The organism is Allosalinactinospora lopnorensis (assembly GCF_000981225.1).
GTDB classification, from domain to species: Bacteria; Actinomycetota; Actinomycetes; order Streptosporangiales; family Streptosporangiaceae; genus Allosalinactinospora; species Allosalinactinospora lopnorensis.
On the sequence record NZ_LAJC01000026.1, the window covers coordinates 19,357 to 34,164 of the forward strand.

Sequence of the window (14,808 nt, forward strand, 5' to 3'; positions counted from 1 at the left end):
GACTGTGGAAGTCAACATCCACGAAGCCAAGACGCACCTGTCCCGGCTGCTGGAGCAGGTCGCCGCCGGTGAGCAGGTCGTCATCTCCAAGGCCGGCCGACCTGTCGCCGACCTGGTGCCGCACCGCTCGACTCCTGTGGTGTTCGGCGGCCTCAGGGGCGAGCTTTCCTACGACGACGCCGCGTTCGACGAACTCGACCCCGACATCCAGCAGATGTTCTACGGCGACGCCGATGCTGCTTCTTGACAGCCATGTCGCCCTCTGGGTCATGGATGACAACCCGCGTCTTGGCCGGCAGGCGCGCACCCGGATCGGCGCCGCCGACCGGGTGCACGTCTCCGCGGCTACCGTGTGGGAACTCACGATCAAGGCGATGCTCGGCAGGCTCGTGGTTCCAGACCGGCTCAGCGAACGCATCGAACAGCAAGGGCTCACGTTGTTGAGCATCGCCGCCCAGGACACCGAGGGCATCCGCGGCTACCCGGAACTCGTGCGGCACGACCCATTCGACCGGCTTATCGTCGCCCAGGCCGAACGCGCCGGGATGCAGATGCTGACCGCCGATACCGTGTTGCTCGACCTCAAGCGCCCGTTCATCCTCGACGCCCGGGAGTAACGGGAGACGAACCCGACCTCGTGGCGCGGCCAGACGGTACATCACCCGAAGCAGCCGTCTGACGAACCTTCACGTGCGCTGGGGGAAGTCCAAGTGTGGCCCCCCGATCACGGTCTGGGGGTTCGCATGCTGTCAAGGCCGTACGGGGCACCGTGATCCCCGCGGACTGCGCTCAGGCGCGCTCCACGGGGATCCACAGCTCGGCCTCGGCGGTGGCGCCGTCCCCGGTGTAGTCCACCCGCAGGATCTCCGGCCCCTCGGTGGCCCGGTAGGCCGGGTTGGCGGGGAACCACTGGCCGAAGACGTCCGCCCAGATGCGCTGGAGGGCCTGGGGGCACTCGCTGGAGGGAGCCGACCTCGGGAAGACCGCCCAGACGCCCGCGGGCACCTCCAGAGTCTCCATGCCTTCGGCGCCCCGGGCCGAGGTGGCCGCGGCCTGGTAGTAGTCGATCTCGCTGCCCTCCTCGCGATCCGGGGAGAAGGCCGCGGTGACCCCCAGGACACCGCGGGGCTCCTGGTCGGACAGCTCCCCGATCCGGGCGAGGGTCTCCTCGCCCAGGCCCGTGACGAACTCCTCCATGGCGGTGTTGCGGCCCTCGTAGACGATCGGCACCCGCGTCCTGGGACCGACGAGGCGGAAGGCCCCCTTCTCCACGATCCGGTACTGCACGGTGGTTCTCCCTTCGACAGTGAGGCGGAATGCCATCCGCGGCTGTGAGGAGAGCACCGCGCCGGTACGCCGGGCCTCGCCGGGCGCTACGCCGTGCATGGCACGGAAGGCCCGCGCGAAGGCCTCGGCTGAGCCGTAGCCGTAGCGCACCGCGATGTCGAGCAGCGTGTCACTGCCGCCGACGACCTCAGCGCCGGCCAGGGTCAGCCTGCGCCGCCGCACGTACTCTGCCAGGGGCATTCCCGACAGCGCTGCGAACAGACGGCGGAAGTGGTGCTCGGAGGTGAGCGCGACCCTGGCCATCGCCGCCGCGTCCACCGGTTCCCCGGTGTCCTCCTCGACCATCTCCAGGGCCTGGTTCAGCCGGTCCAGCACGGTGTCCCCTCCTTCGTTCACCATCGAAGCTACGGAGGACGGCCCCGACCGCACCCGACATCTCGCGTCCGCGTTCGGTAGGGCCACCAAGGCCGCCTTCCGGCCGCACCGCGAAGGTTCCCGGCCCCGTTCAGCGGGTGTGGCCCGGAGTCGCCGGTGGAGTCCGCGGTCCGCCTTCCCGATCGCGGGCCCGCCCTCCGGGAACCGGCGGCCGGAATTCTCCGTGTCCTCAACCGACGAATCCGCGCGCTCATAACCCGCGCCGGAATCGAAATGGCCGCGCAGTTCCCGGCGGTCGCCGCCGGGGCCTCCATCGTGTGGGACCGGGAGATGGGATTCCTGCGGGAGATGCTGGTGGCACCCGTTCGGCGCGGGTCGCTGCTGGCGGGCAAGTGCCTCGGCGGTGCGACCGTCGCCACCGGCACGGACGGGGCGGTGCTGGCGATGGCGGGGACAGCGAGCGTGCCCTACGATCCGCTGCTGCTGGGGGTACTACTGGTCCAGATGGCGTTGACGGCGTTCGCGCTGACGACACTCGGCACCCTGTGCGCGGTGTGCATCAGCCGCCCGGAGACCTTCCAGACGGACCTGACGGTGGCGATGCTGCCGCTGCTGTTCCTGTCGGGCGCGTTCTTCCTCCTGTCCTCGCTGCCGGGCTGGATCGCCGTCCCCGCGCTCGCCAATCCCCTCTCGTATGCGGTGGACGCGCTGCGGCGCACCATGGCGGCCTTCGAGGCGGGCCCCGGTGGCCGCCGGGCCGATGTGGGGCACCTGGCAGCCCCCGGTCGCGCTGGAGCTGGGGGTGGTGCTGCTACTCGCCGCGGTCGCGCTGACCGCGGCACCCCGCAGGTTCGGACGCCCCTCGTAGGCGCTCCGGCACACGGCATCCGCCTCGGCCGTTCCGCGGCAGGGGCTCACCGACGCTGCCGCCGGCGAGCCGGGAGGCCCCGCCCGGGGAGCCGCTCATGGCGGCGAACCTCGCGCACCGGCCACTACCGGAAGAGCAGCGCCCAGAGCACGATCGCCAGCAGCGCCAGGACACCCGCGCCCACGGCTATGGCCATGGGCAACTGGCTCCTGCTCCGATGCCGGCCCGAAGCGGTCAGACCGAGGGTATCGGTGGACTCCCGGATGGAGGTGAGCAGCGAGCTCACGGACTCGGGGCGGTGCCGCTGCAGTTTCTCCTGCAGGTGCGACATCGACTCCGACACCTGCGACACCGATTCGGACATCGACTCCTGCAGCGAGTTCCGCAGGACGTTCGCGCCCTGCCGGAAATGCTCCTTGGCCTGTTCCCGCGCGGAGTCGTTCTCCTTATCCGACTCGTCCTCGGACTCCTCCCCAGTCCGTTCCACGATGACCGGCCGCTCCCCGGTCGCGGCCGCGCTCCTGGCGGCGGTCTCGGGGCTGGTCTCCGGCGCCCACGGGGCGAGCGCGGCGATACGCAGCATCTTCATCGCGTTGTCCGCGGTGAGCCGGTCCTCCGGCCGGACGTGCAGCAGGCCTGCGAGCACCGGCGCGAGCGGCCCGGCGTTCTCCGCCACCGGCGGCTCCTCGAGTTCCTCGCCCCGCAGGATCTGGATGTAGCCCTTGCGGTCGTAGGGCGGGCGCCCTTCGACCGCCGCGTACAGCGTGGCGCCCAGCGACCACAGGTCCGACTCGGGGCCGACCGGGCCGGCCTTCGCCCGCTCCGGCGGAATGTAGGACGGCGACCCGATGATCCGGCCCGAGCTGGTCAACGCGGACTCTCCGGTCCACGCGGCCAGCCCGAAGTCGGTCAGCACGACCCTGCCGTCCTCACTGATCATGACGTTGTCGGGTTTGACGTCGCGATGCACGATGCCCTCGTCGTGGGCGACCTTCAACGCGTCGATCAGTTGCAGGCCGATCTCGGCGACGCGCTGGTACGGCAGCGGGCCGGCCAGCTGGACGATCTCGTCAAGGGTGCTCGAAACGACGAGCTCCATGACGATCCAGGGCCGGCCGTCCTCGTCCACGACGTCGAGAACGGTCATGAGGCCCGGGTGGGTCAGCCGAGCGGCGACCCGCGCTTCGCGTGTGGTCCGCTGGAGCAGCGATTCGCGCTCCGTCTCGCTCAGGTCGGTGGGCAGCCGCAGCTCCTTGACCGCGACCTCGCGCTCCAGCGCGAGGTCCGTCGCTCGCCATACGGTGCCGACACCGCCCCGGGCGATCTCCTCGAGGAGCTGGTAGCGCCCTTTGAGTACACGCTCGCCCGGGCCGGCTTCGATCGTGCCTTGGCGCGCGGATTCCTGCGGCGACCCTGGCCGCTCCGCGTGGGGCTTCTCAATGGAGGACACGGCTTGTCAGCGAGTCAGATCACGGGCCACGGTGGCCTCCTGCGGGCTGTTACGTTCGGGGTCGCATCGGTTGCCGGACAGATCACTCGTTATATCAGGTGAGAACGAAAACCGAGCAAAGGGCCACCAGGCCAGCGGCACAAAGGTTCGGATTCGTTATGTCCAACGGAAACGTACCCCATGCAGCGGCCTTACTCTCCTCGCTCGTTCTCGCCCCGACAGCACCCCGTGGTGCGGCACGGGTCAGGTCCAGAGGGATTCCGGATCGCGTACGAGGACCGGTCCGAAGCCGGTCTCCCGCAGCGGCTCCTCGAGCTGCGCGGCGTCGCCTGCCACGATAACGACCGATTCCCGAGGTCGCAGAAGGTTTCGGGCCGCGTCCGCGAGGTCTTCGGCGGTGACCCGCTCGAAACCGGCGCGCAGCCGGTCCACGTGGTCCTCGGGCAGGTCGTACACGACCATCTCGACCAGCGCGTTGGCCAGGCCGCGGGCTGTGGAGTAGGTCACAGGAAGCCCGACCGTGTTGGACTCGCGCACGGCGGCGAGTTCCCCGTCGGTGACACCATCGGTCTGCAGCTTCTCGATCTCGCCGAGGATCGCGGTGACCGAGTGAGCGGTCGTGGGTGCCTCCACCTGCGTGCTGACCAGGAACACCCCACTGTCGCGGCGGAGGTCGAAGCGGCATCCCACACCATAGGTGTAGCCGAGCCGCTCGCGCAGTTCCATGTTGAGCCGGGACGTGAACATTCCACCGAGGACGTCGCTCATGCCGTCTGCCTTGGGCAGATCGACCTCGGAGCGAGGCGGCGCGTGGTGCGCCAGGATCAGCGCGGACTGCACCGACCCGGGCCGGTCGAGCACGAGGATGCGCGGGAACTCGCCCGTGGCGGGTTCGGGCGCCGTGATCTCGGGCGCGGGGGCCGGGGCCGCGTCGGCGAAGACGGTCTTGCCGATCTCTTCCAGGTCGACGTCGGCGAGGTCGCCGACGACCACGAGGGTCCCCGCGGCGCCCGCGACGGAGCGGGCGTGGAAGTCCGTGACGATCTCGGGAGTGACGTCCTGCAACCGCACCGGGCCCCCGCTCAGCGGGGTGGCGTAGCGGCCGGTGAAGAGCTGGCCGCCGATGGTCCTCATGGCGAGAGTGGAGGCGACGGAGGCGTCGAGCCAGAACCGCTCGATGAGCTGGTCCCGGCGGCGCAGGACGTCTTCGGCGCGCAGGGCCGGGGTGCGGACCGCCTCAGCGAACAGCGCCGTGGCGTCGGTGATCCGGTTGACGGGGGCGTCGACACCGGTGACGAAGCTGTCCCAGGTGACACGGGAGACCCACTCGGCGCCGTGCTGCTCCAGGGAGGGCGCCAGGGAACTGTTTCCGTGCACCCCGTCCTCGAGCGCTTCGCCGGTAAGGGTGGCCACACCCATGCGGTCGAGCGGTTCGTTGGCCCCGCCGACCGGCTGGACGAGCCGGATCGCGGCGTACTGCTGGCCGGGTACGTCGATGGCGACCACGGTTCCGCCGCCGACGCTCAGGCGCCGGGGCCTGGGAAAGGTGTAGGGCTGCGGCGGGCCGAGCTCGGGACGGGACTGGAGCATGCTCAAATCGACTCTTTCTTCGACGTGCGTAAGCGGGCCGGTAGGGCGCGGCGACGGGGTCAGGCGTCTCCGCCTTGGGTGTCCGGGTCTTCGGGGTCGAATCGGACGATCAGCAGGTTCTCCTCGGTAAGGAGCCGTTTGGCGCCGGCCACGATGTCGTCCGTGGTGACGTCGGCCCAGCGCTGCGGCCAGGTGTAGGCGAGCTCGGGGTCGCCGAACAGCTGGGTGCAGCTCCCGATGGTGTCCGCCAGGCCGCTGGGGTTGGAGAGCGACTGCAGGTGGTCCCGCTCCAGTACCGCGCGGGCACGGTCGAGCTCCTCCTCGGTGACGCCGTCGGCCAGGCCGGCGACCTCTTCGAGGATGGCGGCCTCGAGCTCGTCGCCGGAGACCCCATCGCGGGCGATCATGGTCACCAGCATGAGGCTCGGTGTGTAGCGGAACGGCAGAACGTCGGCCGCCGCACCGCCGTCGTCGACGGCGAGTCCCCGCTCCACGACGAGCCGCCGGTAGAGGCGGCTGCCCTGGCCCTGGCCGAGAACGGCCGAGACGAGGTGCATGACGTCGAATTCGCGTTCGCCGTAAGCCCCCACGCGGTAACCGAGGAAGACCGCGGGGGCGGGCACGGCCTCGGTGACCATGTCGCGCGCCGGGCCGCCTATGGGCCCCTCAAGGCTGCTGTCGGGCGCCTCGGCGACGGTCTCCCGGGCGGCGATCCCGCCGAAGTACGTGGCGACGCGCTGGTGGACGTCGTCCGGGTCGAGGTCGCTGACCACGGTGAGGACGAGGTTGTCGGGACCGTAGTGCCTCTCGTGGAAGGACAGGACGTAGTCGAGGTCGGCGGCGTCGAGATCCTCCATGGACCCGATGGTCGGGTGGTGGTACGGGTGGCCTTCCGGGTAGCCGAGGCGGAGGATCCGCTCGAAGGCGGTGCCGTAGGGGACGTTGTCGTAGCGCTGGCGGCGCTCGTTCTTGACGACGTCGCGCTGGTTGTCGAGGACCTCCTGGGTCATGCCGGCGCGCAGCGTGGCCAGACGGTCGGCCTCCAGCCAGAGGGCGAGGTCGAGCGCGTGCTCCGGAACGGTCTCGAAGTAGTTGGTGCGGTCGGTGGAGGTGGAGGCGTTGATATCGCCGCCGAGGCGCTCCACCGCGTCGAAGTGCTCCCCCTTCTTGACGTTGCCGCTGCCCTGGAACATCAGGTGCTCGAAGAGGTGGGCGAACCCGGTCCGGCCGGGGACCTCGTACCGGGAGCCGACGCCGTACCAGAGGTTGACCGCCGCCACCTGCCCGGTGGCCGCCGGCGCCGTCACCAGGCGGAGTCCGTTCTCCAACGTGTATTGACCGACCCGGCCGGTCGCTCCGTTCGTGGTCACCAGTCCATGCACCCCTTGTCCACGGCTCTCGAAGGATCTCGCCCTGCGGTCCGAGCCTATGCGCTCGGACGGGTTTTCGCTCACACAAAGCCGTCCGGTGGATTGCCGGGCGTGGCCGGTGCCGCGCGTTCCGGCCCCGAGCCGCGGAGGGCCGCACGTCACCGCGCCACCGCCGGTGTCGGCGTCAGCGCCGCCGTTCCAGGACACGCATCGAGCCGACCGCCCGGACCTCGGTGAACTCACCGGTGTCCAGCGCGCGGCGGTAGATGTTGTACGGCGGCCGGCCGCCGTCAGCGGGGTCAGGGAAGACGTCGTGGATCACCAGCGCCCCGCCCGGCCGTACGTGCGGGCTCCAACCCGCGTAGTCGGCCTGGGCCGCCTGTTCGGTGTGGCCGCCGTCGACGAAGAGCATGCCCAGCGGGGTGTTCCACAGCCGCGCCACGTCCGCGGAGCGCCCGACGATCGCGATCACGTCGTCCTCCAGGCCGGCGGCCGCCATGGTCTCCCGGAAGCCGCCGAGCGTGTCGAGCCGTCCGGTAGCCGGGTTCACCATCGTGGGGTCGTGGTACTCCCACCCCTCCTGGTGCTCCTCGGAGCCGTGGTGGTGGTCCACGGTGACGACGGTCCCGCCCGCCTGCCGGGCGGCCGCTCCCAGGAAGACGGTGGACTTGCCGCAGTAGGTGCCGATCTCCAGTATCGGGCCGAGGCCGGCGTAGCCCAGCGCCGCCTCGTACAGGGCGAACCCTTCGTCGGTGGGCATGAAGCCCTTCGCGGCCTCGGCCGCGCGCAGCGGTTCAGCGGGCATGGTGGTGGGCGGTGTGGGCATTGGGCCTTCTTTGCTCGGCGAGAACGGCTGGGACGCCCCTCCGGGAGGCGGTTCGCGGGACGCTAGCGGCCGGCGTGACGGGTGAGGCGGGTGACGGCCTCGTCCAGGACCTCGTCGCGCTTGCAGAAAGCGAAACGGACCAGGTGCCGCCCTTCGTCCAGGTTGTCGTAGAGCACCTGGGCCGGGACAGCGGCGACCCCGGCGGTACGCGGCAGTGCGCGCGCCAGTTCGATGCCGTCCGTGAAGCCGAGCGGACGGATGTCGGTCATGACGAAGTAGGTGCCCTGCGGGCGCAGGACCTCGAACCCGGCCTCGCGCAGCCCGGCCGCCAGGCGGTCGCGCTTGCGCTGCAGGGCGTCGCGCTGGGCACCGACCCACGCCATCTCGTCGCGGATCGCGTCGGCGATCGCGAGCTGGAGCGCGCCGTTGGCCGTGAAGGTGAGGAACTGGTTGACGGTGCGCACCGCCCGGACGAGGGGTTCCGGCCCCATGACCCAGCCGGTCTTCCATGCCGTCACCGAGAACGCCTTGCCGGCGGACGAGACCGCCACGGTCCGGTCCCGCATCCCCTGCCGGGTGGCCAGCGGAATGTGGACGGCGTCGTCGAAGGTGAGATGCTCGTAGACCTCATCGGTGAGGGCGATGAGGTCGTTCTCCCGGCAGACCCGCGCGATCACGTCGAGTTCGGCGGAGGTGAGGACCGTACCGGTCGGGTTGTGCGGGGAGTTGACGATGATCATTCTGGTGCGCGGCCCGACCGCCGCGCGCAGTTCGTCGGCGTCGAAGGTGAACCGCCCGCCCTCGCTCGCGCTGGGTCGCAGCGTGACCGGGCGCCGCACCCCACCGGCCAGTGCGATGACGCCGGCGTAGGAGTCGTACATGGGCTCGAACAGCACCACCTCGTCGCCGGGCTCGATCAGGCCGAGCACGCCGGCGGCGATCCCGGCGGTGGCGCCGACCGTGATGTAGACCTCGGTCTCGGGGTCGTACTCCAGCCCGTAACGCTGCGCGCGGTCGGCGGCGACGGCGGAGCGCAACTCCACGCGCCCGGGGCCGGGCGGGTACTGGTTCACCCCCTGCTCGATCCGGCGTATGGCGCCCTCCAGGAGCGAGCGCGGGCCGTCGGTGTCGGGGAAGCCCTGACCGAGGTTGATGGATCCGGTCTCGGCGGCAAGTCGTGTCATCTCGGCGAAGATGGTCTCGCCGAACTGCCGCATGCGTGCCACAAGAGGTTCGTCCACAGCAGGCAGCATAAACCGACCGCCCACCGGGCCTACGAGGCGATACCGCGTCGTACCCGGATCTCGTGGAGAGCGTTGTGGAGACGTGTCATCTCCTCGTCCGTGAAGTTCTCGATGAAGCGGAGCATGGTGGTGCCCGGATCTCCGCAGCCGCTGAGAACCTCGTTCATCATCCGCGCGCTGTACTCCTCACGTGACTCATGGGGCCAGTAGCGCCAGGCCCGTCCGGCCTTCTCCCGCTCCAGCAGCCCTTTGTGGTACAGGATGTTGGCCACGGTCATGACGGTCGTATAGGCAACGTCGCGGTCATAGGCCATCGTCTCGCGCACTTCCCGGACCACGAGCGGACGGTCGGCCTTCCAGAGTGCGTCCATGATGGCGGCTTCGAGTTCACCGAACTCTTTCACCCTCCCCCACCTCCATTTCCGCAATGTTAGGAGCGGGAGTGCACGAAGGACCGGCAAACACGATCGATCGTACGGATCCGTGTGCCGGCGCCAAGGCGTCAGTGCGATTCGTCATTGGGACGGCGCCGCCGCCTGCGGATTGCGCCCACTCCGGACGTCGATTCAACGGCGGAGCCGCTCAGAACAGCCTGCTGAAATGCTCTTGGGCGTGCTCCGCGAGGCTGCGGGGGATCACGTAGGGGCGCTCGGCGTTGATGTCGGGCCAACTGTCGCGGATGTCCTCGGGGGCCGCGTCGCGGAAGACGGCACCCGGCCCTTCCGCGACGAAGACCCGGGCCACGCGGCCCCCGCCGACCGTGTAGATCTCGCCGGAGGTCTCGCAGTCCTCGTGGGCCAGCCAGACCACCGCGGGGGTGACACGCTCCGGAGCGAGTTTCTCCTCGGTCCCGGGGGGCAGCAGGTCGCTGGTCATCCGGGTGTAGGCGATCGGGGCGACCGCGTTGGCGGTGATGTCGTACCGGGTCCCCTCGATGGCCAGCGTCTTGGTCAGGCCGACGACCCCCATCTCGGCCGCGGCGTAGTTGCTCTGGCCGAAGTTGCCGAACAGGCCGGAGCGCGACGTGGTGTTGACGATCCGGCCGTAGCCGTGCTCGCGCAGATGACCGAATGCGGCGCGGGAGACGAGGAAGGTTCCGCGCAGGTGGACGTCGAGCACGGCGTCCCATTCGGAGACGCTGATGTTCTTGAACGACTTGTCGCGCAGGATCCCGGCGTTGTTGACAACGATGTCCACCCGGCCGAAGGCGTCGAGCGCGGCCTCCACGAGCGCCTCCGCCCCGGCCTCGGTCGAGATGTCCCCCCGGTCGGCCAGCGCCGTGCCCCCGCGGTTGCGGATCTCAGCCGTGACATCGTCCGCGGCCATGGGGGGCGCGGCGGCGGTCCGGGCGTCCTCGCCCGTGTCCCGCACATCGTTGACGACGACCTTCGCACCGCGCGCCGTGAGTTCGAGGGCGTAGGACCGGCCCAGCCCGTGGCCGGCTCCGGTGACAATGGCGACTCGCCCATCGAACCGCAGGTCCGACATGGTTCCTCCGTCTTTCTCCAGTGGCCGGTGGTATCGGCTGCTGGCCGCGGTTCCCGCGGCCAGAGGCATCATTACCCGTTCTGGCACCGGATGTGCCTGCGTGGAGGGAGCGCCACGGGAACGGCGCCGACCAGAATATGTTCCGCATGCCGGAGGGTTCGGCGGAGGCGGGAACGCGGCCGGGCCCGGACCCCCGTCGGCGGAGCCCCCGTAGGTCCGTCGAGCGAGGGTCCGGCCGTCCTGCCCGGCCTCGTGTGTCTGGTAGGACGCCGGAACCGCGGCCGCGGTTCCGGGGGGTCCGGCGACTCCCGCGGATCCATGGGGTTAGGCATGACCGGAAGTGGGCATGGTGAAGGCGACCTTGTAGTCGCCGTCCCCTTCACGAGCGGTAAGAACACCGTTCGCAGCCAGAAGCGGCCACCGCCGTTCATGTCTTTGTGAATGATTGTTAGGTATCTCCCAGTTCTGTATCGTCCTGGGCTCCCCACGGGCGTGCCTGGACAAGTAGCCTGTTAGTCGAGATTGCTGGCCGGGCGTGTGTCCAGATGGCAATGTGTGGCCGCCGGACTCTGAGCCCGCCCTGCTGAGCGGCCATCTCTGACATAAACATTCACAAGCGAGCTGCGGAAGAGGGCGATCTCCGCCGTGTCGTCTGAGGCGTCTCAACCCCTGACAGATTTCGGCCCCAACGAGTGGCTGGTCGAGGAGCTTTATCAGAAGTACCTGAACGACCCGAACTCGGTCGATAAGGCCTGGTGGAACTTTTTCGCCGACTACAAGTCCGGCACCACCCAGGCCAACGGTGCGACCGGCGGTACCCCGGCCGCAGGCAAGCCTGCCGCGAAGAGCACGGCCGCGGACCCGGCCACGGATGCGAAGCCGGCCAGGACGGCGGCTCCCAAGAAGGAGAAGCCCGCATCGGAGTCCGCGGAACCGGCCGACGACACTCAGAAGGTCCACGAGGAGCGGTTGCGCGGCGCACCGGCACGCACCGCCGCCAACATGGAGTCCAGCCTCTCGCTGCCGACCGCCACCAGCGTGCGCGCCGTACCGGTGAAGCTGCTCTTCGACAACCGGATCGTGGTCAACAACCACCTGCGGCGCGGGCGCGGCGGGAAGGTCTCCTTCACCCATCTCATCGGCTACGCCATGGTCAAGGCCCTGCAGGCGATGCCGGAGATGAACTACTCCTACGTCGAGGTCGACGGCAAGCCGGGCGTGGCCAAGCCCGAACACGTCAACTTCGGCCTCGCGATCGACCTGCAGAAGCCCGACGGTTCCCGGCAACTGGTCGTGCCCAGTATCAAGGCCGCCGAGACCCTGGACTTCAGGGAGTTCTGGACCGCCTACGAGGACCTGGTCCGCAAGGCCCGCAACAACAAGCTGGGCGTGCCGGACTTCCAGGGCACCACGATCAGCCTGACCAATCCGGGCGGTATCGGCACCGTGCACTCCGTGCCGCGGCTGATGCCGGGCCAGGGCGCCATCCTCGGTGTCGGGGCCATGGAGTACCCGGCGGAGTTCCAGGGCGCCTCCCCCGAGACCCTGAACAGGCTGGCCGTCAGCAAGATCATGACCCTGACGTCCACCTACGACCACCGCATCATCCAGGGCGCCCAGTCCGGCGAGTTCCTGCGCCGGATCCACGAGCTGCTGCTGGGCGAGGACGGCTTCTACGACGAGATCTTCCGGTCGCTGCGCATCCCCTACGAGCCGGTCCGGTGGACGCAGGACATCTCCACCGACCGCAACCAGCTCGACAAGGCCAGCCGGGTCCAGGAGCTGATCCACGCCTACCGCGTTCGCGGCCACCTCATGGCCGACACCGACCCACTGGAGTACAAGCAGCGCCGGCACCCGGACCTGGACATCCTGCAGCACGGCCTGACCCTGTGGGATCTGGACCGCGAGTTCCCCACCGGGGGTTTCGGCGGCAAGCAGGTCATGAAGCTGCGCGATGTCCTGGGCGTGCTGCGCAACACCTACTGCCGCACAGTGGGTATCGAGTACATGCACATCCAGAGCCCCGAAGAGCGGGAGTGGATCCAGGGGCGCATCGAGCGGGAGCACGAGAAGGTCAGCCGCGAGGAGCAGCTGCACATCCTGCGGCGGCTGAACAGCGCCGAGGCGTTCGAGACCTTCCTGCAGACGAAGTACGTCGGCCAGAAGCGGTTCTCGCTCGAAGGCGGCGAGTCGCTCATCCCGCTGCTCGACGGTGTCATCTCGAAGGCCGCCAAGGCCGAGCTGGACGAGGTCATCATCGGCATGGCGCACCGGGGACGGCTGAACGTGCTGGCCAACGTCTGCGGCAAGTCCTACGGCCAGATCTTCGGCGAGTTCGAGGGCAACCTCGACCCGCGCAGCGCGCACGGCTCCGGTGACGTCAAGTACCACCTGGGGACCGAGGGCACGTTCGAGACCTTCGACGGCGACAAGATCACCATCTCGCTCGCGGCCAACCCCTCCCACCTTGAGGCGGTCAACCCGATCACCGAGGGCATCGTCCGCGCCAAGCAGGACATCCTGAACAAGGGGCCGCACGGCTTCACGGTGCTCCCGCTGCTGATCCACGGCGACGCGGCCTTCGCCGGGCAGGGCGTGGTGGCCGAGACCCTGAACCTGTCGCAGCTGCGCGGCTACCGGACCGGCGGCACCGTCCACGTCATCGTGAACAACCAGGTCGGATTCACCACGTCGCCGGCGGACAGCCGTTCCAGCGTCTACGCCACCGACGTCGCGCGGATGGTGCAGGCGCCGATCTTCCACGTCAACGGGGACGATCCCGAGGCGGTCGTCCGTGTGGCGCAACTGGCCTTCGCCTACCGGCAGGCGTTCACCAAGGACGTCGTCATCGACCTGATCTGCTACCGGCGCCGGGGGCACAACGAGGCGGACAACCCCTCGTTCACCCAGCCGCTGATGTACGACGTCATCGACGCCAAGCGGTCCACCCGCAAGCTGTACACCGAGGCGCTGATCGGACGCGGCGACATCACGGTCGAGGAGGCCGAGCAGGCGCTGCGCGACTACCAGACCCAGCTGGAACACGCCTTCACCGAAACCCGCGAGGCCGACAAGAAGCCGGTCGAGCCGGGGGCGGTGATCAAGCCCGAGGTGTTCGACGAGGGCCGCATCGACCACGAGGCCGTGGACACGGCGATCTCCACCGAGACGGTCAAGCGAATCGTCGAGTCCCAGGTCAGCCTGCCCGAAGGCTTCTCGCCGCACCCGCGCCTGCAACCGCAGATGCAGCGCCGCGCGCAGATGGTCGAAGAGGACGCCATCGACTGGGCCATGGGCGAGACCCTCGCCTTCGGCTCGCTGCTGATCGAGGACCACCCCGTCCGGCTGGTCGGCCAGGACAGCCGGCGAGGGACGTTCGGCCAGCGGCACGCCGCCCTGGTGGACCGGCACACCGGCGAGGTGTACACCCCGCTCAAGCAGTTCGACCACGGGACATCGCGGTTCTACGCGCACGACTCGCTGCTCAGCGAGTACGCGGCGCTGGGCTTCGAGTACGGCTACTCGACCGTCCGCCCGGAGGCGCTGGTGTGCTGGGAGGCGCAGTTCGGCGACTTCGTCAACGGCGCGCAGAGCGTCATCGACGAGTACATCACCGCCGGCGAGCAGAAGTGGGGCCAGCGCTCCAGCGTGACCCTGCTGCTCCCGCACGGCTACGAGGGGCAGGGACCGGACCACTCCTCGGCGCGCATCGAACGCTTCCTGCAGCAGTGCGCCCAGGAGAACATGACCGTGTCCATGCCCACCACCCCGGCGAACTACTTCCATCTGCTGCGCTGGCAGGTGAAGTCGCCGTACCGGCGCCCGCTCGTGGTGTTCACGCCCAAGTCGATGCTGCGGCTGAAGGCCGCGACGTCGGCCGCGGCCGATTTCACGTCGGGTTCGTTCCAGCCGATCATCCCCGACTCCTCCGGGATCAGCCCCGAGGACGTTCGGCGCGTGGTGCTGTGCTCCGGCAAGGTCTTCTACGACCTGGAGGCGGCGCGCGAGCGCACGGGCGACAAGCACACCGCCATCATCCGGGTGGAGCGGCTGTACCCGCTGCCGACCGAGGAGATCCGGCAGCGGCTCTCCTCCTTCCCGAACTCCGGCGAGGTGCTGTGGGTGCAGGAGGAGCCGGCGAACATGGGCCGTGGCCGTTCGTGGCGCTGGTCTTCTCCGAGCAGCTCGACCGCCCGTTCACCCGGGTGTCGCGCCCGGCGGGCTCCGCGCCGGCGGCCGGCTCGGGCAAGCGGCACGAGGTCGAGCAGCAGGCGCTGATCAACACGGTGTTCCCGCCGGCGGAGTAG

General features: G+C 69.5%; 12 protein-coding genes and 1 pseudogene. 5 read left to right on the plus strand and 8 right to left on the minus strand.

Annotated elements, in window-relative coordinates; translation table 11 throughout:
• Positions 1 to 4 precede the first annotated feature (4 nt).
• Positions 5 to 247, plus strand: coding sequence for a type II toxin-antitoxin system Phd/YefM family antitoxin (locus tag VS93_RS11575; protein WP_236700490.1), 243 nt, complete (start codon positions 5 to 7; stop codon positions 245 to 247).
• Positions 234 to 617, plus strand: coding sequence for a type II toxin-antitoxin system VapC family toxin (locus VS93_RS11580; protein ID WP_046469963.1), 384 nt, complete (start codon positions 234 to 236; stop codon positions 615 to 617). The genes VS93_RS11575 and VS93_RS11580 overlap by 14 nt, the downstream gene beginning before the upstream one ends.
• 172 nt (positions 618 to 789) lie before the next feature.
• On the opposite strand, the gene VS93_RS11585 is transcribed toward VS93_RS11580, so the two are convergent.
• The gene (locus tag VS93_RS11585) at positions 790 to 1,662 is read right to left on the minus strand and encodes a helix-turn-helix domain-containing protein (RefSeq protein ID WP_046469964.1); all 873 of its coding nucleotides are present in this window, start codon (positions 1,660 to 1,662) and stop codon (positions 790 to 792) included.
• Positions 1,663 to 1,992: 330 nt separating this feature from the next.
• On the opposite strand from VS93_RS11585, the pseudogene VS93_RS33370 reads away from it, so the two are divergent.
• Positions 1,993 to 2,325: pseudogene (locus VS93_RS33370) on the plus strand (ABC transporter permease); the annotation flags it as partial.
• Positions 2,326 to 2,407: 82 nt separating this feature from the next.
• Positions 2,408 to 2,530, plus strand: a complete 123-nt coding sequence (locus tag VS93_RS32495) for a hypothetical protein (RefSeq protein WP_269082841.1) — start codon at positions 2,408 to 2,410, stop codon at positions 2,528 to 2,530.
• 124 nt (positions 2,531 to 2,654) lie between these two features.
• Here VS93_RS32495 and VS93_RS11595 read toward each other — a convergent pair whose 3' ends face one another.
• The 7 genes from VS93_RS11595 to VS93_RS11625 all read right to left on the minus strand — a co-directional run bounded on the left by VS93_RS11595 (position 2,655) and on the right by VS93_RS11625 (position 10,498).
• A complete protein-coding gene (locus VS93_RS11595; protein WP_046469998.1) occupies positions 2,655 to 3,911 on the minus strand; it encodes a serine/threonine-protein kinase in 1,257 nt (418 codons plus the stop codon).
• Between the two features lie 312 nt (positions 3,912 to 4,223).
• Positions 4,224 to 5,570: a M16 family metallopeptidase gene (locus VS93_RS11600; protein WP_046469965.1), complete on the minus strand. Its 1,347-nt coding sequence runs from the start codon at positions 5,568 to 5,570 to the stop codon at positions 4,224 to 4,226.
• 59 nt (positions 5,571 to 5,629) lie between these two features.
• Positions 5,630 to 6,940 (minus strand): M16 family metallopeptidase, encoded by a 1,311-nt coding sequence (locus VS93_RS11605; RefSeq protein ID WP_046469966.1) that lies wholly within the window; start codon positions 6,938 to 6,940, stop codon positions 5,630 to 5,632.
• 184 nt (positions 6,941 to 7,124) lie between these two features.
• Positions 7,125 to 7,766 (minus strand): class I SAM-dependent methyltransferase, encoded by a 642-nt coding sequence (locus tag VS93_RS11610; RefSeq protein WP_046469967.1) that lies wholly within the window; start codon positions 7,764 to 7,766, stop codon positions 7,125 to 7,127.
• A gap of 62 nt (positions 7,767 to 7,828) precedes the next feature.
• The gene (locus VS93_RS11615) at positions 7,829 to 9,007 is read right to left on the minus strand and encodes a pyridoxal phosphate-dependent aminotransferase (protein ID WP_269082842.1); all 1,179 of its coding nucleotides are present in this window, start codon (positions 9,005 to 9,007) and stop codon (positions 7,829 to 7,831) included.
• Positions 9,008 to 9,039: 32 nt separating this feature from the next.
• Positions 9,040 to 9,414, minus strand: a complete 375-nt coding sequence (locus VS93_RS11620) for a BlaI/MecI/CopY family transcriptional regulator (RefSeq protein ID WP_173434296.1) — start codon at positions 9,412 to 9,414, stop codon at positions 9,040 to 9,042.
• Positions 9,415 to 9,592: 178 nt separating this feature from the next.
• The gene (locus tag VS93_RS11625) at positions 9,593 to 10,498 is read right to left on the minus strand and encodes an SDR family oxidoreductase (RefSeq protein ID WP_046469969.1); all 906 of its coding nucleotides are present in this window, start codon (positions 10,496 to 10,498) and stop codon (positions 9,593 to 9,595) included.
• Positions 10,499 to 11,143: 645 nt separating this feature from the next.
• On the opposite strand from VS93_RS11625, the gene VS93_RS11630 reads away from it, so the two are divergent.
• Positions 11,144 to 14,779 (plus strand): multifunctional oxoglutarate decarboxylase/oxoglutarate dehydrogenase thiamine pyrophosphate-binding subunit/dihydrolipoyllysine-residue succinyltransferase subunit, encoded by a 3,636-nt coding sequence (locus tag VS93_RS11630; RefSeq protein ID WP_236700492.1) that lies wholly within the window; start codon positions 11,144 to 11,146, stop codon positions 14,777 to 14,779.
• The last annotated feature ends 29 nt before the right edge of the window (positions 14,780 to 14,808 follow it).

Excerpts from the sequence above, each read along its gene's own strand:
- VS93_RS11580 (WP_046469963.1), top strand. The coding sequence starts at position 234 with ATGCTGCTTCTTGACAGCCATGTCGCCCTCTGGGTCATGGATGACAAC.
- VS93_RS11600 (WP_046469965.1), bottom strand. The coding sequence starts at position 5,570 with ATGCTCCAGTCCCGTCCCGAGCTCGGCCCGCCGCAGCCCTACACCTTT.
- VS93_RS11610 (WP_046469967.1), bottom strand. The coding sequence starts at position 7,766 with ATGCCCACACCGCCCACCACCATGCCCGCTGAACCGCTGCGCGCGGCC.
- VS93_RS11625 (WP_046469969.1), bottom strand. The coding sequence starts at position 10,498 with ATGTCGGACCTGCGGTTCGATGGGCGAGTCGCCATTGTCACCGGAGCC.